The following is a 19,053-nucleotide window of genomic DNA, read 5'->3' on the forward strand; positions in this document are numbered from 1 at the left end:
ATTAATTATTCAATTTCAATTAATAAGTCACCTGTTGAAATAGCATCGCCCGCACTTGCATATACCTCTTTTACAACACCGTCTTTTGGCGCTTGTACAGTTGTCTCCATTTTCATGGCTTCGGTAATTAACAAGTGGTCACCACGTTTAACAGGACTACCCTTAGATACTACGACCTTTAAAACAGTACCTGGCATTGTCGCCCCAATTTGATTTGGATTACTTGGGTCAGCCTTTAGTGCTATGCTGCCATCCACTTCTACTGTCATATCTTGAATGACAAGTTCTCGTGATTGACCATTTAGCTCAAAGTACATAACACGTGTACCATCATGCTGTGGCTCACCAATCGATACTAGTTTAATAATTAACGTTTTACCTTTTTCAATCTCTACTTCAATTTCTTCACCTAGCTTTAAACCGTACAAGAACGTAGGTGTGTCTAAAACTGAAATATTACCAAATGACGCTACAGTTTTAGCATACTCTTCAAATACTTTCGGGTACAAAGCATAGGCAAGTAAGTCTTTCTTCGTAACAGGTCGATTTAATTTGTCCGCCAATACTTCCTCTAGCTGTTCAAAGTTCACTGGCTCTAACAGTTCACCTGGACGAACAGTAATTGGTTCGCGCTCTTTCAATACTACTTTTTGAAGCTCCTCGGGGAAGCCGCCATGTGGTTGCCCTATATACCCTTGGAATAATTCAATTACTGAATCTGGGAAATCAATTGTTTGTCCTCTTGATATAACCGTTTCTTCATTCAACTCATTTTGCACCATGAATAATGCCATATCTCCAACTACCTTCGATGACGGCGTTACTTTTACGATGTCTCCAAATAATAAGTTTACACGTGAGTACATCCGTTTTACTTCATCCCATCGATCGCCAAGTCCAACAGCCTTAGCTTGCTGCTGTAGGTTACTGTATTGTCCACCTGGCATTTCATGGACATAAATTTCAGAATGCGGACTAATCATACCGCTCTCGAAATCTTTATAGTATTTACGAACATCCTCCCAATAGTATGAAAGCTTTTCAAGCGATTCAATATCGGCACGAATTTCACGTTGGCTACCCTTCATTGCATAATACAATGAGTTCGCACTTGGCTGTGACGTTAAACCAGCCATTGCACCGAGTGCTGTATCTAAAATATCGACCCCTGCTTCAATCGCTTTTGCATATAAATAAATTCCGTTGCCACTCGTATCATGCGTGTGCAAATGAATAGGTAGGCTTGTCGCTTCTTTTAACTCTGAAATTAGGCGATATGCAGCTTCTGGCTTCAATAGCCCAGCCATATCCTTAATCGCTAAAATATGGGCTCCTGACGCCTCTAGAGACTTCGCCATATCTTTGTAATACTGTACGGAGTATTTCGCACGCCCATCATCTAAAATATCTCCTGTGTAGCAAATTGCAGCTTCAGCAATCTTGCCTGCATCTCTTGCCGCATCAATTGCCACTTCCATACCTTTAATCCAGTTTAAGCTATCGAAAATACGGAATACATCAATGCCTGATGCAGCCGACTCAGCAATAAACTCTCGAATTAAATTATCTGGATAGTTTGTATAACCTACAGCATTCGCCCCGCGCACTAACATTTGGAACAGTACATTAGGTATTTGCGCACGCAGTTTCGCTAAACGCTCCCATGGATCTTCCTTTAAGAAACGATACGCTACGTCAAACGTTGCGCCTCCCCACATTTCAAGTGAGAAGAAGTTATGCATCATACGTGCAGTTTCATCTGCAATTTGGTACATATCTTGAGAACGTACGCGTGTTGCTAGTAAAGATTGATGTGCGTCACGGAATGTTGTATCCGTTAATAGCACATCTTGCTGTGCTAAAATCCATTTTTTCAGCCCATCTGCACCTTGTTCATCTAAAATTTGTTTTGTTCCTGATAGTGGCTGTCCTTTTAAATCTACTAGCGGTTTAATAGGCTGCGCAAAGATTGGCTTGGCCTTATTTTCTACACCAGGGAAACCATTTAACGTCACATTACCAATATAGCTAAGTAGTTTTGTTCCGCGGTCTTGGCGTACTGGGAAGTTAAATAATTCAGGCGTTGTATCGATAAAGCTTGTATCAAATGTGCCTTCGATAAAATTTTTATGAGTTACTACATTATTTAAAAATGGAATATTTGTTTTTACCCCACGAATACGGAATTCTTTTAAGTTCCGATCCATTTTCGCTGCGGCTTCCTTAAACGTCATCCCTGAAGTTGAAATTTTTACGAGCAACGAATCATAGTACGGTGTAACAACGGCCCCTTGGAAGCCATTACCAGCATCTAAACGAACACCGAAACCACCGCTTGAACGATATACCATTAGCTTTCCTGTATCTGGCATAAAGTCATTAGCTGGGTCTTCTGTTGTAACACGCGATTGGATTGCATAACCAATCATCGGAATATCCGCTTGTTGTGGAATATGAATTTCCTCGCTATGCAAGCCGTAGCCTGCCGCTACTTTAATTTGTGCATGTACAATATCGATACCTGTAATCATTTCCGTAATTGTATGTTCTACTTGAATGCGAGGGTTAACCTCGATGAAATAGAAATCATCGCCTGCAACTAAAAACTCGACTGTCCCTGCATTTATGTACGAGACATTTTCCATTAGCTGAACCGCAGCATCACAAATCTTATTTCTTAAATTTTCTGAAATCGAATTTGATGGCGCGATTTCTACCACCTTTTGGTGACGGCGTTGGATTGAGCAATCACGCTCATATAAATGCACAATATTGCCCATTTTATCGCCTATAATTTGTACTTCAATATGCTTTGGTTGGAGAATGCACTTTTCTACATATACGTCATCCGAACCAAACGCTGCCTTTGCCTCTGACTTGGCACGTTCATAAGCGGACGCCACATCTTCCTTTGTTTGTACGACACGCATTCCGCGCCCACCGCCACCTAAGGAAGCCTTGATCATAAGCGGATATCCATATTGCTCACCAAAAGCTTGTACTTCTTCTACAGAAGCAACTGGACCGTCTGTACCTGGAATGACAGGAATATTTGCTTTAATAGCTTGTTCACGTGCTTTTACTTTATCACCAAACATATCTAAATGCTGTGAAGTTGGACCAATGAATAAAATGCCCTCTTCCTCACAACGACGTGCAAAATCCACGTTTTCTGATAAAAAACCATACCCTGGATGAATCGCATCAACGCCTGCATCCTTAGCAATTGCAATGATGCCCTCAATATCTAAATACGCATCGATGGGCTTCTTACCTGCCCCTACTAAATAAGCTTCATCTGCTTTAAAGCGATGGAATGCCCCACTATCTTCTCGTGAATAGATAGCGACAGTGTTAATGTTGAGCTCCGTACACGCACGGAAAATTCGAATTGCAATTTCTCCCCGATTGGCTACAAGGATTTTGTTGATTGATTCCATAGGTATCCCCCTTATGTTATGTTTGTGATTTTTTTCTTTCTACCCTTTCAAACATGGAAACATTGACCAATATCCCCATAGCTAAAGATAGCAAAATTATAGATGTCCCGCCATAACTAATGAAAGGCAGCGTGACACCGGTTAACGGGATTAACCCAGTTACACCCCCAAGATTAATAAACGATTGCCAAGCTATCCAGCTCGCAATACCTGCCGCTATCATTCGTGCTAGCGGATCTTTTGTTCTCAATGCAATTGAAAAACCTTTATATACAATAAATCCCAAACCGCCTAAGACGATTAGCACGCCCCATACACCAAGTTCCTCCATCACTATTGCCATAATAAAGTCGGTTTGAGGTTCAGGTAAATATCCTAATTTTTGAATAGATTGTCCGAGTCCTCGACCTTCTAGACCACCACCACCAATTGCATAATAACTATTGACAACTTGGTGACCTACCCCGTTTTCAAAATCGAACGGATTGAAATATGACTCGATACGTCCTTTACGATTTCCTTTTAATAATTCGCCCTTAAAGAGCCAAAGCATACCAAGAATGGCTGCACCAAATGCACCTAATACGCCAAAAAACTTCCAAAACGTTTTAAAAGGAATACCACTTGCCGCTACAACAGATACTGCAATGCCACATAAAATAATGACAGCACCTAAATCTGTTTCAAATGCCACACCCGCAACAACAAGAATCCAAAGGAAAATCGGATAAAAAATTTCTGTTGGCTGTAGCTTTTCAAATGTATATTTTTGAGATTTTCGATAAAATGCTGCTGCAAAATATAAAATTATAAATAGTTTCGCATATTCAGAAGGCTGGAAATTCCCGAATCCTGGGACATGAATCCAACTTTGAGAGCCTACTTCCTCTGCGCCATTACCTGCTACTTTTACCCATGTAAAGAGAACAATTAATACAATCGTCAGTAACAACATAATATTCTTATTTGCATAATGCTTATAAGGGAAAAATGCTGCTACCAAAAATCCTAAAGACGCGACAGCTAAGTTAATTAATTGTTTTTGATAAAAATAATCAGGCGCTTGTTCTTTTTGGACAATTGCTACCATCATACTTGAACTATATATCATCACTAATCCAAATAAACTTAACAACAAGACAGTAAAAAATAGTGGATAATCAAAATTTTGAGCATATCGTTTTAAGTATTGTTTCATTGGAAAACCTCGTTCTAGTAAAAAAACTCAAATCGCAGCAGCGTTTGAGTTTTTTCTTTTTATTTGTCTGTATACGCGTCATGTAGTACAGAAAGTTCTTTCTCGAGTGAATCGAGAATTGCTTTGCCTTTATCGCGTTCAATAAGTCCAAGCTTCACAGCAAAGTCAATTTCACGTGAAAGGCCGAACATTTGTGTATCTAATACTTCTTCATATAAAGGGCATTGTGGCATCGTTAAATGATCCATTTGTACTCGAATGAGGCGAGCAATTTTATCTGCATCAGCTACTAAAAGCTCCAAAGCCTTCTCTTGAAAGGAAGTTTGTGATTTCGTATCCATGAGGACGCCCCCATTATCTGATATTTCTTCGATTCTATCTTAATAAAGTTTATCTTTTAGTCGATAAAAATGCAAGTGTCTTCGTTGGAAAATAAAGAATCCAAATTATATTTCTTTATTATCTCCTTGTATTAGCGTTATACTAATTCATGGATATACAAGATTTGAGGAGGATTTCTATTATGGAAACAATTATTCCTATCAAGGGTGCAGTTTCGTATCAGCTTACATTAGATCCAACTGTTTGGATTTTTGACGATCGTAAACTAGACTTAAATACGTACTTCCAAGCAAGAGAAGTAGAGGAAGATGCGGATACAAAATATATGCGTGAAGTCGGTGCTCACTGGTCACGTGAAATTATGGAAGGTGCTACTTTCCCACCAACTTTAAAATCAGAACGTAAATTCGATCGTAAAGGGATGGAAACAGGTACTTTCGGTATCGAATTAAGTCATTTCTTGAAAAATGCTGAACTTAAACCAGAGGCGACAAATATCGTCATTGAATGCAAAGACGGTGAAGAACATGCATTTTCAATCGAAGAAGCACAGACATTAATTTTTAAATACAGCCAAGATGGCAAACCTTTAGCTGAAGATGGCCCTGTCCATATATTATTTGGAGACGGCTCGAATGTAGACAACCCTATCAAAAATGTATTAGCCGTTCGTGCGGAATAGGGAGGGAATGCGATGCGCGTAAAATGTGTCATTTGCGATACTATTAACCAGTTAGATGATGATTTACCGTTAGCAAAAAAACTACGAAATCGCCCAATTCATACGTATATGTGCGATACATGTCACGATCGTATTAAAGAAAATACGGTGACACGAATAGAAACAGGGAACTTCCGTTTTTATCGTACCTCACCACAAATGGATAAAGAATTTTAAGCACCACTTGGAGTGCCAGGCACACACACTATTCTGAATTTTGCTAAGTAAAAATTCACGTAGACTCCTGCGGGGACGCACAATACGTTAGACGCAACAATCCGCGCGACAGCGAGGGTTGCGGCTTACGCTGTGCCCGCGGAAAGCGCACGCCTGGAGTGGAAATCCATGCTTTAAAACGCAAAACCTTGTTAAAACAGGTTTTGCGTTTTTATTTATCCATTATTTTTAATAATTACTTTCTCGATTAATTCGACGACTTGATACATGATTGTTGCAAAGAAAGCAATTATGAGCAGTGACATAAGGACAAGATTAAAGTTAAATACTTGGAAGCCATAAATGATTAAATAGCCAAGTCCCTTTGAAGCAACTAAAAACTCACCGACTATAACACCTACCCACGATAATCCAACATTAACTTTTAAAGTTGAAATAATTGTTGGGAAGGATGCAGGCAAAATAACCTCTTTAAAAGTTTGCCACCGCGTCGCACCAAAAGTTTGCAATACCTTACTGTAATTTGGGTCAACACCTTTAAAGGCGGTGTAAACGACAATCGTTGTAATGATGATTGAAATGAGTGCACCCATTGCTATAATCGAAAAATACCCTGGGCCAAGTGCCACAATTAAAATTGGTCCTAGTGCTACTTTCGGCATTGCATTTAAAATAACTAAATAAGGATCAAGTATTTTTGATAGCATCGGTGACCACCATAAAACAGTGGCAATTATAGTTCCTAGTAATGTACCTGCAATAAAACCGATAATTGTTTCCATTAACGTCACACCGACATGTAATGTGAGCGAGCCGTCACTTACTTTTTCAATAAACGTATGCCAAACATTTGTGGGCGAGCTAAAGATTAAACGATCGATCCATTCAAGCCTTGATAGTAACTCCCACCCTCCAAAAAAGGCGATTAAAATAATAATTTGATATAATCGAACATAGCGTTTTTCCTTTTTTAGCAATTGTTGATACTGTTTAAACAATGTGTTATCCAAGGCTCTCCAGCTCCTTCCAAATCGTTTGGAATACTTCTGAATACGCTGGATGCTGCCTTACATCGAAAGGAGATAGCTGTTGTAACGCAGAAGGTATTTCAAACACTTTGTGTAACGTACCAGGATTGGCTGAGAAGAGAAAAACTCGTTCACTCATCGCAATTGCCTCACCAATATCATGTGTGACAAGAATTGCGGTTTTTTGATAGGCCTTTAATGTTTCGACGACTAAGTCCTCAAGCTTTAATTTCGATTGATAATCAAGTGCTGAGAACGGCTCATCTAGCAGTAAAATTTTCGGATTTACTGCCAAAGTCCTTGCTAGTGCAACGCGTTGACGCATTCCTCCTGACAATTCTCTCGGGTAATAACTTCCAACATGCGGTAAACCCACTTCTTGTAAGAGCGCATTTGCAGTTACTTTATGCGTCTTATTATCTCGCTGCATTATTTTTAATCCAATTGTGACATTATCCTCAATCGTTTTCCAAGGAAATAAGTAATCCTGTTGAAGCATATAGCCAATAAGCGATTGATTGTGTGGTGCAATGATTTCCCCATCAATAAACACCTTGCCTTCTGTTGCAGGAAACAACCCAGCAATAATAGACAATAGAGTTGTTTTCCCACAGCCACTTGGCCCTATAAAGGAAACAAACTCACCTTCGCGAATATCTAGGTTAATGTCACGTAAAACTTCCTTCGCCTGCGTACTGGAGAAATAACTATGGTGAATATGTTCTAGTTTTAAAAACTCCATTTACTCCGCAGCCTTTTTTGCAAACTTCGTATTCACAAGGTCTTCATATTTTACTCGTTGAGGAAGTTCACCTGCTTCCTCCATAATAGTTTGTAAATTATCCCACTCTTCCTCATCCAATATTGGATCTGTTGCGTAGGAACCTTGTGATTTATAGCGTTCTACTACTGTTTCAATTAAAGATACATCTACATTCTCAAAATACGGTTGAATTATTTTCGCAACTTCTGCTGAACTTTTTTCCTGTACAAAATCTTGTGCTTTTTTTAGTGCATTTGTAAAGCCTTGCACTGTTTTAGCATCATCCTTTAAGTAGCTACTTTTTGCCATGAAGGATGTATATGGTAAATGACCCGATTCAGTACCAAATGAAGCTACAATATAGCCTTTACCTTCTTTTTCAAAAACACTTGCTGTCGGTTCAAATAGCTGTACATAGTCCCCTGTTCCTGACGCAAAGGCTGTAGCAATATTGGCAAAATCAATATTTTGAATCAGCGTCAAATCTTTTGTAGGATCAATACTATGCTTTTTCAGGACAAATTCACCTGCCATTTGTGGCATTCCACCTTTACGCTGCCCTAAAAATGTGGATCCTTTTAAATCCTCCCATGAAAAATTGTCCATCTTTTCACGTGCTACTAAAAATGTGCCATCTGTCTGTGTTAATTGCGCAAAATTTTGAATCGGATCATTGGCACCTTGCGCAGTGACATATATGGATGTCTCAGAGCCAACCAAGGCAATATCAATACCATCAGAAAGTAACGCAGTCATCGTTTTATCTCCACCTGCAATCGTTTGTAGCTCTACAGAAAGCCCCTCTTCCTCAAAGAACCCTTTTTCAAGTGCTACATATTGCGGAGCATAGAAAATCGAGCGCGTCACTTCTCCGACTTTTACTTTTTCTAGCTCAGCTTTATTACACGCTGCCAACGAAAGGAGCAACAAAGCAATACCACTAACTAACAAACCTTTTTTAAGCCAACGCATTCCATTTCCTCCTTGATTTGATAAATAGCCTATCGAGACTAACTTATTCACACACAAAGATTTCGGTGCCTACGATGTTTCATAAAAAAGTAATGGGAAATAAATCCTTTTCTAATGCAATATAATGAGGTATTTTTTCAAGCAGAATATTTGTCCATTTTTTTGAATCTAGCAAACAAAAATGAACTATTTTATTTAAGAGAGAAAAAAAAACAGCCTTAGCAAATGAATGCTAAGACTGTTTACGGTAAAGGAGCCAAGCTACTATTATTGATTGGCAGCTTGTTGCTCTTCTCTTTTTTCTCGCCACATACGTGTTTTGTATACAATTAAAATTAACGCCGCTACGATGAGGCCTTCAACCATTGGTAGGAATAACGCGAAAAATGTCAACATAATACATCCCAAAAATAGGAACACATAAATGACAATATTTTGAGATAGCTTTAACTTTTTTGCAAAGCCTAATTTATAGACAATTGCAGAAAGTGCAAACACTAGAAAGAATACAACATAGCCTGCAACTTCATAGCTTGGTAAATTTTCGTATAAAAATCTAGTTATACCAGCCATTCTTTCATAAACTTTTGTTGTTTCCTCTGCATTCACAGGTGTAGCAACTTGAATAACATTTAGTTCACCCAATAAAGCGGACTTTATATCCAAGACTCCTCTTCCTTTCATTTCAGCGGAAAATTATTGTTCAGCGTTTTTTAATTTTTTCGCTGCTTTCTCACGTTCGTTTTTATCTAGAATTTTTTTACGAAGACGAATAGATTCTGGAGTGATTTCTAAGTACTCATCATCACCTAAGTATTCTAGAGCTTCTTCTAGAGATAAAATACGTGGTTTTTTAATAACATTCGTTTGGTCTTTATTTGCTGAACGGATGTTAGTTTTTTGTTTCATTTTTGTAATATTTACAGTGATATCAGCGTCACGAGTATTTTCTCCAACAATCATACCTTCGTAAATATCTGTACCTGGCTCTAAGAATAGTGTACCACGGTCTTCAATTTGCATCATACCATAAGTTGTCGATTTACCAGTTTCCATTGAAACGAGTACGCCTTGGTGACGACCACCAATTTTTCCTGGTAATAATGGTTGGTAGCAATCAAACGTATGGTTGATAATACCGAAACCTTTTGTCATCGACATGAACTCAGTTGTATAACCGATTAAACCACGAGCTGGTACTAAGAACGTTAAACGAACTTGACCACTGCCGTTGTTCACCATATCAAGCATTTCACCTTTACGTGTACCAATAGATTCAATAATAGAACCAACATTTTCTTCAGGTACATCGATTTGCACGCGTTCGAATGGTTCGCATTTCACGCCATCGATTTCGCGCACGATTACTTGTGGTTTTGATACTTGTAATTCAAAACCTTCACGACGCATGTTTTCAATTAGGATCGATAAGTGAAGCTCACCACGACCTGAAACTGTCCAAGCATCAGGAGAATCAGTATCTTCAACGCGTAAAGATACGTCTGTTTGTAATTGAGCACGTAAACGTTCTTCTACTTTACGAGAAGTAACCCATTTCCCTTCGCGACCTGCGAATGGAGAGTTGTTTACTAAGAAAGTCATTTGTAGAGTTGGCTCATCGATACGTAAAGGTGTTAGTGCCTCTTGGTGTTCAACAGGACATACTGTTTCACCTACGTTAATATCTTCCATCCCTGAAACGGCGATTAAGTCACCAGCTTTTGCTGTCTCAACTTCTTCACGTTTTAGACCGAAGAAACCAAAGATTTTTGTTACACGGAAGTTTTTCACTGTACCGTCTAATTTCATCAGCGCAACTTGTTGACCTACTGAAATTGTTCCGCGGAATACACGACCAATTCCGATACGTCCAACGAAGTCATTATAGTCAAGTAAAGCTACTTGGAATTGTAATGGTTCTTCTGAGTTATCAACTGGTGCTGGGATAGCCTCAATGATTTTTTCAAATAGACATTTCATATTTTCTTCTTGTTTAGATGGATCAGCGTCTAACGAAGCTGTACCATTTACACCTGAAGCATAAACAACTGGGAAGTCTAATTGATCATCATCTGCACCTAGCTCGATGAATAATTCAAGCACTTCATCTACTACTTCTAGTGGGCGAGCTGAATCTTTGTCCACTTTGTTAACTACAACGATTGGTGTTAAGCGTTGTTCTAATGCTTTTTTTAGTACGAAACGTGTTTGTGGCATACAACCCTCATACGCATCGACAACTAGTAAAACGCCGTCTACCATTTTTAAAATACGTTCTACCTCACCACCGAAGTCGGCGTGTCCAGGCGTATCAAGGATGTTGATACGAGTTCCTTCATAGTTTACTGCTGTATTTTTAGCTAAAATCGTAATACCGCGTTCACGTTCAATATCATTAGAGTCCATTGCACGTTCTTCAACACGTTCGTTTGAACGGAATGTACCAGATTGTTTTAATAATTGGTCGACTAAAGTAGTTTTACCATGGTCAACGTGGGCGATAATTGCGATATTGCGAAGATCTTGACGTAAGTTTGTCATTATTCCACTCCATATTCTTTTTTCGAATGTTTAACTGTGATATTATAGCACAAGAAGGATGTAAATGTCCTTATTAGAATTTCTCTCATTCTAAAAAAATATTTTCAATCACAAATTTATTATAAATTAGGGGGCTCGGTTATGAATCGTGGAAAAATCGTAATGGCCATTTATGCACTAGCAGCTGTACTAGCAATGTGTTCTATCGGGTATTCAGTAGCGGCAAGTAATATATTCGGCGTATTAGCAGGCATTATAGCTACTTGTGTCATTTTCATGACAGCTTTTAAAATGAAGCGTAAACTGCGAGAACAAGGCTTACTTTAATGCTAGTATTTACTTTCTAACAACATTTATGTGTCTAACATGACATAGTATCTCAGAAGGAGCTGTCCATTTATTGGATAGCTCCTTCTATTTTGTAAACAAAAGATGCGGGGACATAACTTATTGATGTTAGAAACAATCGCAAAGATGTTCTTAAATTTTTGCTATGCCGTTGATGCCCGCTTCTGAACGGGCACTTTTCGGCGAGCACACCGTAAGCGGCAATCCTCACAACGCACAGTATGCCCGCAACTACCATCAACAAGCGAATTTATTTTTGGCATAAGAAAGCAATATTTATAGCAAAAAAGTGTTAGATTGATGGCCATCAATCTAACACTTTTACTTCCTCATTTCTTTCCCAAATTATATTGCTCATCAAATGGGCTGTTAAATCCTTAGCCTATTCGTTTTTTAATTTTCTAGGTAATCTAAAGTTGCTTGACCTAAAACATTCGCCGCAATGCGCAGTGAGCGTTCATCAATATCGAATTTCGGATGATGATGTGGATATACTTCCTCCCATTCAGGATTTTTTGCTCCTGTAAAGAAAAATGCCCCTGGAATTTCCTCTAAGTAGTAAGCAAAATCTTCACCACCCATAGTTGGTTCAACAAAATCAACTGATACTACATCCGTTACCTTTCTTGCAGATGCCATTACATGTTCTGTTTCTGCAGCATGATTCACAACTGGTGGGTAACCACGGCGAAACTCATATTCATAGTCTGCCTTTGTTAAATAACAAGTTGCCTTTAATAGCTCCTCAATTTCACGTTCTAGTAAATTGCGTTCTTCCTCATGGAACGTTCGTACAGTTCCTTTCATGTAGACTTGGTCTGCAATAACATTAAAAGGATTCAATGCCTCAATATGACCAACCGATACGACCGCTGGACGCAAAGGATTAATACGACGTGCTACAAGTTGCTGTAAGTTTGTAATAAATTGCGCTGCAAGCAAGATTGAATCCTTCGTATCACTCGGATTTGAGCCATGCCCACCCTTTCCTTTAATCTTAATATAAATGCCATCTGCCGCAGCCATAAATGGTCCGATAGCGGTCTGCACTTTACCAAGATCTGTTGGTGCCCATAAATGTGTACCAAAAATAACATCCACGCCTTCTAAACAGCCATCAGCAATCATTGATTTCGCTCCACCTGGTGCAAGTTCTTCTGCATGTTGATGAATAAAAACAATTGTCCCAGCTAAGTTGTCCTTCATTTGATTAAATGCCTTCGCTAAAATTAATAATGAAGCTGTATGACCATCATGGCCACAAGCATGCATACGCCCTTTTATTGTTGATTGGAAAGGCAAACCTGTTTCTTCTGTAATTGCTAAAGCGTCAAAGTCTGCTCGTAATGCCACCGTTTTCCCTGGCTTAGCTCCAACTAACGTTGCCACAACACCATTACCACCCACACCTTCACGAACCTCATGCCCTAATGCGCGATGAAATGCCGCAATAGTTTTCGGTGTTTCAACTTCCTCAAAGGAAAGTTCTGGATTTTCATGAAAATGACGACGTAGCTGAATCATTTCCTCTTCATATTGTTTTAATAAATCAACTAACTGCTCTTGTTGTAAAACTGTCATAGTTCAACACTCCTTATTTTAAGTAGATATAATCTCCAGGTCCAAGCGGTAAACCAAGCAAGAACCAAATGGCAAACAGTATAATCCAACCGATTGCAAAGAACACAGAAAACGGTAGTAAAGCTGAAATTAGTGTACCGATACCGATATTTTTATCGTAGCGTTTAGCAAACGACAGTAAAATGGCGAAATACGGAAGCATCGGTGTAATTGGATTTGTAATTGAGTCTCCTACACGATACGCCATTTGCGTTACGGCTGGAGAATAACCTAAGTAAAGGAACATTGGGACGAAAATTGGCGCAAGTAATGCCCATTTCGCAGAAGCACTTGCGATCAATAAGTTGACGAATGCACAAATTAAAACAAACCCAATCATCATTGGTAAACCTGTAAAATTTAATGCTTGTAAAAGCTCTGCCCCTTTAATGGCTAAAATAGCACCAATATTACTCCAGTTAAAAAAGGCAATCATTTGTGAAGCAGCAAATGCTAAAACAATGAAGGGAGCCATATCCGCAATTGATTTAAAAATCTTCTCGGCAACTTCCTTATCATTTTTCACTACTTTTGCCGCAATCCCATAGGCAAGACCAGGTAAAAGGAAGAAGAATAACATAATCGGTACAATACCTGACATAAACGGAGAATTTAAAAAGCCTCCTGTTTCAGGATCACGTAAAAGACCATTCGATGGAATGACCATAAATGCAATGACAACAATATAAATGACTGTTACTATACCTGCCCATAGTAAACCACGTTTTTCTAAAGCTGTTAGTGGCTCTAACTTTTCAACCTTGCCTTCAAATATGCCAAAGCGAGGTTCAGTAAACTTTTTCGCAACCCATGTACCAATGACGATTAATAAAAACGTCGACGCAATTAAGAAGTAATAGTTCATCGTTGCTCGTCCAGTATATTCTGGGTTGGCAATATGCGCTGCGGATTCAGTAATTCCTAATAATAAGACATCTAGAGAACTAATTAAAATATTGGCACTAAAGCCCCCAGCTACGGCTGCATATGTAATAATTAAACCAGCAAGTGGATTTCGGCCAATGCTCATAAAAATCATTGCTGCAATCGGTGGTAAAATGATGAATGCTGCATCAGCAGCTAGATTACCGACTAAACCTGTGAAAATAATAAATGGCACAATTAATTTTGTTGGAGCTGACATGACAAGCTTTTTCATAACGGCTGAAATAAGTCCTGTTTGCTCTGCTAAACCAATACCAATCATCGTCACGATTACTAATCCTAAAGGAGCAAAGCCTGTAAATGTCGATACCATTTGCGTTAATATTAAGATAAGACCTTCTTGACTCAGTAGATTTTTTACTTGGATAACATCTTCAGTGCCTGGTTGAACCGCTGAAATACCAAACATTGATAGGATCCATGATAAAACAAGCACTATACCTGCTAAAATAATAAATAGTGTAATAGGATCAGGTAGTTTATTACCTGCCCTTTCAATACTATCTAACATTTTATCAATCCAAGATTTCTTTAATGTGTCTGATTTTTTTTGCATAAATCCCTCTCCTTCTATTGTTTAAAATTCGACTTATGCTATTCAATCAAACACCATTTTAAGACATTGATAGCATGTGTCCTTAATACAAAGAAACCATATTTTTAGAATATTTTCAATATTTAATTTTAAATTAAGGAGATAATACTATGTATAAAATTAATGTTTTCACTGCTAAATTGTCCCTCTCATGGGTAGAGCAACTCGAAAAAATTAAGCCCGCTTTTTGCGAATTTCATTATCATTCCTACACTGATTCTGAGCATCTATACACTCTGTTAGAGCAACATTTAATAGCGGGCGACGGTGCACTTTTTAGCGGGCAAATTCCCTATTTTTTTACGCAAACACATTTTCCAAACATGGCTATACCTATGCTCTATTTCGATATTTCAGAACGTGATTTTTACCGTACCTTAACAGAATTATTTTATGAGAATAAAATTGCTATGAATCGGATTGCCATTGATTTTTGTTATGAGGAAAACGATTACCTCGGCATTCATGAATGGTCACTAGGAAGACAACCTTATCTTTTTAGTCAAACAATGAATGAGTATGCAAACAATGATATTGTTGATAAAGTGGCGAACTGGCACATTCAATTACATCGCGATAATAAAGTAGATTTAAGTTTTACTCGTATTGCAGAGATGCGAGAGCGATTAGCACACCAAAATATACCATTTATCGCTTTTCATCCATCGCTTCATGCCATGCAATTAACATTGGATCAGTTGGTGAATCAGCTACACCTTCGTCAACTTGAGCTAAATAAAGTAGTCGTTGTACATATTGTAATTCCGATAGATAAATCCAATATAGATGAATTGGAGTATCGGCAAATCGCTTTATATAAAGCCATTTTAGATTTTAAACAATTATATGCCAGCACCTTTATCGTGCATCGGGAAGCATCCTATATCGCGATTATTACAACATATCAGCAATTTTTAATGACAACCAATGAGTATACACATTGTCAACTCGTAGATTTTTTAGATGATAAATTACTATTCCCCGTAAAAATAGGATGGGGAATTGGTAACTCTCTAACAGAAAGTCAGAAATTTGCAAAAAAGGCTGCAACACTCTGTTCTTCAAAGGAAACACAGGGCTATATTATAGAAAATGCAAAAGAAATTGGTCCGTTACTGTATGGAGCATTACTACAGTTTGATAACGAAAAACAGCAGCGCTTAAATAAATTAAGCGCTGCCTATGATATCCCTTTACTGCAATTGCAAAAAATTGAGGCTGTTATAGAAAGATTAGCAACAACTATTGTTAATGGAGAACTGTTGAGCACACATTTAGGCATTACCGTGCGTTCTGCAAACCGCATTTTAAAACAGCTACACGAAAAAAATTTAGCGGTAGAATTGCCAAGTACTACTTCCACCAATCGTGGACGTCCGAAAAAATATTATCAACTCAATTTATATTAGCATCAACAAAAAACTGTTTAGGAAAAAATTCCTAAACAGTTTTTATGTAAAAGCTACAAATCATAAGGGACAATATATTTTTTTAATAATTCCTGATGGATAGCAGGGTTAGCAATTATAAACGTATCCTGATGTAAGAAATCAAAGCCTTCCCCATGTAGGTTTGTTGCGATAGCTCCAACTTCCTGAGCAATAATCATTCCTCCAGCGATGTCCCAAGGAGATAATCGCATGGACACATAAGCATCTAGCTTCCCACTGACAACAAAGGCTATTTCCATTGCAGCAGAACCATATGAACGCGTCCCTCGCACTTTACGAACTAATTCAATTACTTTTTCATGATGTATATGTCGATTTGGCGCTACCCAATGAGCATTAATGCCAATAACAGATTCTTCAATGTTTACAGGCTGTAACTTGCGCAATGGTGATGCATTATACCAAGCTCCCTCTCCTGCAACAGCATTGAATAAATCTTCACGCATTACATCATATATGTAACCAAGTTTCCCTATGCCATCAATAAATATCCCAATAGAAATCATAAAGTGACGATGTTGCTTCACAAAATTCATCGTTCCATCAATCGGATCAATAATCCATACAACACCATCTAATGATTCGACTTTTTCACCCATTCCCTCTTCACCTAAAATTTTATGGGTAGGGTCAAAAGCTTTAATTTGTTCAATAAAAAATAATTCAGTTTCTCGGTCTATATTTGTAACAAGGTCATTCGCATTCGATTTTGTCTCGATCACTAGATTATACGAAAATGCATTCCGTATACGTTTACCTGCTTCTACGATGATACTTTTCGCATATTGATCGATTTGCTTTAAATCCATAAAAACCCACCCCTCGAATATAGAAAACATTCACACTCGTGCACACACGCATTTACTAGTACTTGGCCTACGAGCGACAATGTTGCTGTTCGCTACGCAGTACTACATTTCCCCGTTTCTAGTCATCAAAAAGGTAAACCCTTATCCGAAAAGAGAGCGTGAGTTATGTATTATATTACACCTTTCAGCACATTTATTGTGCAATGACACTCACTAAAAAATGAAAACAATAAATTCTAATATGATATATTGTCTATTTTAACCTTTATAATAACAAAAATCACCTGCTGTCAGAATATTCAGCAAGTGATTTTTATATGGGGGTTAATTTTTTTTTACGCATAGGCGTGCAAACTTTCCAGCTCCATCTGTATTTCGGCTAGACGCTTTTTACTTTTTGCTATTTCACCCTCATCTTTCTCATTCATTGCAGAAAACAATGAGGCTAATTCATAATCAATTTCTAATTGCAGGATGCGTTCATATTGCTTTTCAATGTCAACTTTACGTATAATTTTTACGACTTGTTTCATAAAAGTCACTTCCCTTTTTTATTTTTTTACAAAACCTTATAGGATTCGATAAAGTTCTTGTTATAAGATTTTTTCCCATTTTTTTAATAAAATAAACCTTATAATCGAAAGGAGTTACTAAAAATGTCTACCTTAAAATGGACTAATAAAGATTTTAATGTTTTTCAAATAAACGGTTTAGAACAACGGATGGATGCCTTAAATTCCTGTGTACGACCAAAATTCAATAAACTAGGAGAAAACTTCTCCGCCTTCTTTTCCAGCCACCTAGGTGAAGAATTTTATCCCCATGTAGCAAAACACGCCCGCAGAACGGTTAATCCACCAAATGACAGTTGGGTTGCATTCGCTCCTTATAAAAGAGGTTATAAAGCGTTGCCTCACTTTCAGATTGGTCTTTGGAGCACACATTTATTCATCGTCTTGGCTATTATTTATGAAGCACCGCAAAAAAATTTAATGGCAGAGCGTTTACTAGCCAATAAATCCTTGCTACAACAGCTTCCGGAAGATTTTATTGTTTCTGGGGATCATATGTCACCTGCTGCCATTTCCTTACAAGATGCGAAAGAAGAAAAACTAGAAGAAATGCTTATACGTTTGCGTGATGTGAAAAAAGGGGAATTTCTCATTGGTCGTCATATTCCAAAAGAGGAAGCTGTAAACATGTCCTTTAAACAGTTCCAACAATTAACAGAAGATACATTCCAAACATTACTTCCTATTTATAAAATTATTCAAGGAAAATAAATTTGTGAAGATTCATCATGAAAATGTGGAATAAAAATCTTACTTGAATATTACTTCTTCGAAAGATCTTGAAACCCGAATTTTATAAGGTTTTACACATTTGGACGAGGTCTTAATGTAGGTCTTTTGAGGAATTGCACAGAACATCTTAAAGGTGTATTGTCGACGCTTATTGAGGGTATGATAACTTTTATACTCAACTTTTTAATTCGTTTTTGAAGTGTTGGCGAAGTTGTTTCACCAACGTTAACGAACATTTTGTTACAGAAATCGATATTGCTGTAGTTTATGCAAATTATCGTTAATTAACACTATATTACACTAAGTAATTTAATAAATTTTTTTAATAGGCAATGGAAACTCCGCTGTGCTTTCTGTAGGATTTGTCTATGCAGACAGTATTTTGTTTGTTGTTTTATCGTTTCGAATGATTTCTACAGAAAGCTTTGCGGTATTTTCACATAATTAAAAAGGCATGCAAGGAAATTTCCTAACACACCTTTTCACTTTAAACTGTGACGAATTTTAACGTCGTTGCTTTGGAACAACTTTAATCATCGTTCCATCAGCTGCCTCTTTTGCTTGTTTCACAACTGGGTAGCTAACATAGCCACTAGCCTCTTCAAATTCACGGAAAATTGTTTTTTCCTCCGCTTGTGAAGGAACAATTTCTTTAAAGCGACGATATTTAGCCATCATCACTTCACGTTTGATGCCCTTTTCATAAGCAAGTTCGATGCCTTCAAAAAATTTAACAACATCGACAATCTCTTCAGTCGACCAATCGATTGAAAACGGATAAGAATATTCCATTTGGACA

General features: G+C 37.8%; 18 protein-coding genes. 5 read left to right on the plus strand and 13 right to left on the minus strand.

The genetic code is table 11. The annotated features are described in order from the left end of the window. Positions 1 to 5 precede the first annotated feature (5 nt). Genes pyc through JNUCC52_RS09225 form a run of 3 tightly spaced genes read right to left on the minus strand, consistent with a single transcriptional unit; the run spans position 6 to position 4,979 of the window. Positions 6 to 3,440 carry a pyruvate carboxylase gene (gene pyc / locus JNUCC52_RS09215; protein WP_173477889.1) on the minus strand — a complete coding sequence of 1,145 codons (3,435 nt, stop codon included), beginning with the start codon at positions 3,438 to 3,440 and terminating at the stop codon, positions 6 to 8. Between the two features lie 16 nt (positions 3,441 to 3,456). Continuing rightward, the gene (locus tag JNUCC52_RS09220) at positions 3,457 to 4,638 is read right to left on the minus strand and encodes an FtsW/RodA/SpoVE family cell cycle protein (RefSeq protein ID WP_173477890.1); all 1,182 of its coding nucleotides are present in this window, start codon (positions 4,636 to 4,638) and stop codon (positions 3,457 to 3,459) included. Between the two features lie 59 nt (positions 4,639 to 4,697). Continuing rightward, a complete protein-coding gene (locus tag JNUCC52_RS09225; protein WP_173477891.1) occupies positions 4,698 to 4,979 on the minus strand; it encodes an Fpa/YlaN family protein in 282 nt (93 codons plus the stop codon). 182 nt (positions 4,980 to 5,161) lie between these two features. On the opposite strand from JNUCC52_RS09225, the gene JNUCC52_RS09230 reads away from it, so the two are divergent. Beyond that, positions 5,162 to 5,662 (plus strand): molybdopterin-binding protein, encoded by a 501-nt coding sequence (locus JNUCC52_RS09230; RefSeq protein ID WP_337981951.1) that lies wholly within the window; start codon positions 5,162 to 5,164, stop codon positions 5,660 to 5,662. Positions 5,663 to 5,674: 12 nt separating this feature from the next. Then, the gene (locus JNUCC52_RS09235; protein WP_173477893.1) at positions 5,675 to 5,878 is read left to right on the plus strand and encodes a YlaI family protein; all 204 of its coding nucleotides are present in this window, start codon (positions 5,675 to 5,677) and stop codon (positions 5,876 to 5,878) included. Positions 5,879 to 6,093: 215 nt separating this feature from the next. On the opposite strand, the gene JNUCC52_RS09240 is transcribed toward JNUCC52_RS09235, so the two are convergent. The 5 genes from JNUCC52_RS09240 to typA all read right to left on the minus strand — a co-directional run bounded on the left by JNUCC52_RS09240 (position 6,094) and on the right by typA (position 11,182). After that, positions 6,094 to 6,888 carry an ABC transporter permease gene (locus JNUCC52_RS09240; RefSeq protein ID WP_173477894.1) on the minus strand — a complete coding sequence of 265 codons (795 nt, stop codon included), beginning with the start codon at positions 6,886 to 6,888 and terminating at the stop codon, positions 6,094 to 6,096. Then, the gene (locus JNUCC52_RS09245) at positions 6,881 to 7,648 is read right to left on the minus strand and encodes an ABC transporter ATP-binding protein (protein ID WP_173477895.1); all 768 of its coding nucleotides are present in this window, start codon (positions 7,646 to 7,648) and stop codon (positions 6,881 to 6,883) included. Before JNUCC52_RS09245 ends, JNUCC52_RS09240 begins: the two co-directional genes overlap by 8 nt. Then, a complete protein-coding gene (locus JNUCC52_RS09250) occupies positions 7,649 to 8,641 on the minus strand; it encodes an ABC transporter substrate-binding protein (RefSeq protein WP_173477896.1) in 993 nt (330 codons plus the stop codon). 267 nt (positions 8,642 to 8,908) lie between these two features. After that, entirely contained in the window at positions 8,909 to 9,307 is a 399-nt protein-coding gene (locus JNUCC52_RS09255) for a YlaH-like family protein (RefSeq protein WP_228134385.1), read from the minus strand. Positions 9,308 to 9,337: 30 nt separating this feature from the next. Continuing rightward, positions 9,338 to 11,182, minus strand: coding sequence for a translational GTPase TypA (typA, locus tag JNUCC52_RS09260; protein ID WP_173477898.1), 1,845 nt, complete (start codon positions 11,180 to 11,182; stop codon positions 9,338 to 9,340). A gap of 141 nt (positions 11,183 to 11,323) precedes the next feature. On the opposite strand from typA, the gene JNUCC52_RS09265 reads away from it, so the two are divergent. After that, positions 11,324 to 11,509, plus strand: a complete 186-nt coding sequence (locus JNUCC52_RS09265; RefSeq protein WP_173477899.1) for a DUF5325 family protein — start codon at positions 11,324 to 11,326, stop codon at positions 11,507 to 11,509. Positions 11,510 to 11,923: 414 nt separating this feature from the next. Here JNUCC52_RS09265 and JNUCC52_RS09270 read toward each other — a convergent pair whose 3' ends face one another. Together JNUCC52_RS09270 and JNUCC52_RS09275 are read right to left on the minus strand one after the other, a co-directional pair. After that, entirely contained in the window at positions 11,924 to 13,111 is a 1,188-nt protein-coding gene (locus tag JNUCC52_RS09270) for a M20 metallopeptidase family protein (protein ID WP_337981952.1), read from the minus strand. A gap of 13 nt (positions 13,112 to 13,124) precedes the next feature. Next, the gene (locus JNUCC52_RS09275) at positions 13,125 to 14,651 is read right to left on the minus strand and encodes an AbgT family transporter (RefSeq protein WP_173477901.1); all 1,527 of its coding nucleotides are present in this window, start codon (positions 14,649 to 14,651) and stop codon (positions 13,125 to 13,127) included. Between the two features lie 149 nt (positions 14,652 to 14,800). Between JNUCC52_RS09275 and JNUCC52_RS09280 the strand changes: the two genes are divergently transcribed. Next, positions 14,801 to 16,099, plus strand: coding sequence for a hypothetical protein (locus JNUCC52_RS09280; protein ID WP_337981953.1), 1,299 nt, complete (start codon positions 14,801 to 14,803; stop codon positions 16,097 to 16,099). A 53-nt stretch (positions 16,100 to 16,152) separates the two neighbouring features. Here JNUCC52_RS09280 and JNUCC52_RS09285 read toward each other — a convergent pair whose 3' ends face one another. Further along, positions 16,153 to 16,950 (minus strand): inositol monophosphatase family protein, encoded by a 798-nt coding sequence (locus tag JNUCC52_RS09285; protein ID WP_173477903.1) that lies wholly within the window; start codon positions 16,948 to 16,950, stop codon positions 16,153 to 16,155. Positions 16,951 to 17,285: 335 nt separating this feature from the next. Next, complete coding sequence (locus tag JNUCC52_RS09290) at positions 17,286 to 17,483, minus strand: YkzI domain-containing protein (RefSeq protein WP_173477904.1); 198 nt, start codon at positions 17,481 to 17,483, stop codon at positions 17,286 to 17,288. A gap of 123 nt (positions 17,484 to 17,606) precedes the next feature. On the opposite strand from JNUCC52_RS09290, the gene JNUCC52_RS09295 reads away from it, so the two are divergent. Further along, entirely contained in the window at positions 17,607 to 18,233 is a 627-nt protein-coding gene (locus JNUCC52_RS09295; RefSeq protein ID WP_173477905.1) for a YktB family protein, read from the plus strand. Between the two features lie 525 nt (positions 18,234 to 18,758). Here the strand turns inward: JNUCC52_RS09295 and JNUCC52_RS09300 are convergent. Further along, complete coding sequence (locus JNUCC52_RS09300) at positions 18,759 to 19,046, minus strand: UPF0223 family protein (RefSeq protein WP_173477906.1); 288 nt, start codon at positions 19,044 to 19,046, stop codon at positions 18,759 to 18,761. Positions 19,047 to 19,053 lie beyond the last annotated feature (7 nt).

The organism is Lysinibacillus sp. JNUCC-52, from assembly GCF_015999545.1.
GTDB lineage: Bacteria > Bacillota > Bacilli > Bacillales_A > Planococcaceae > Lysinibacillus.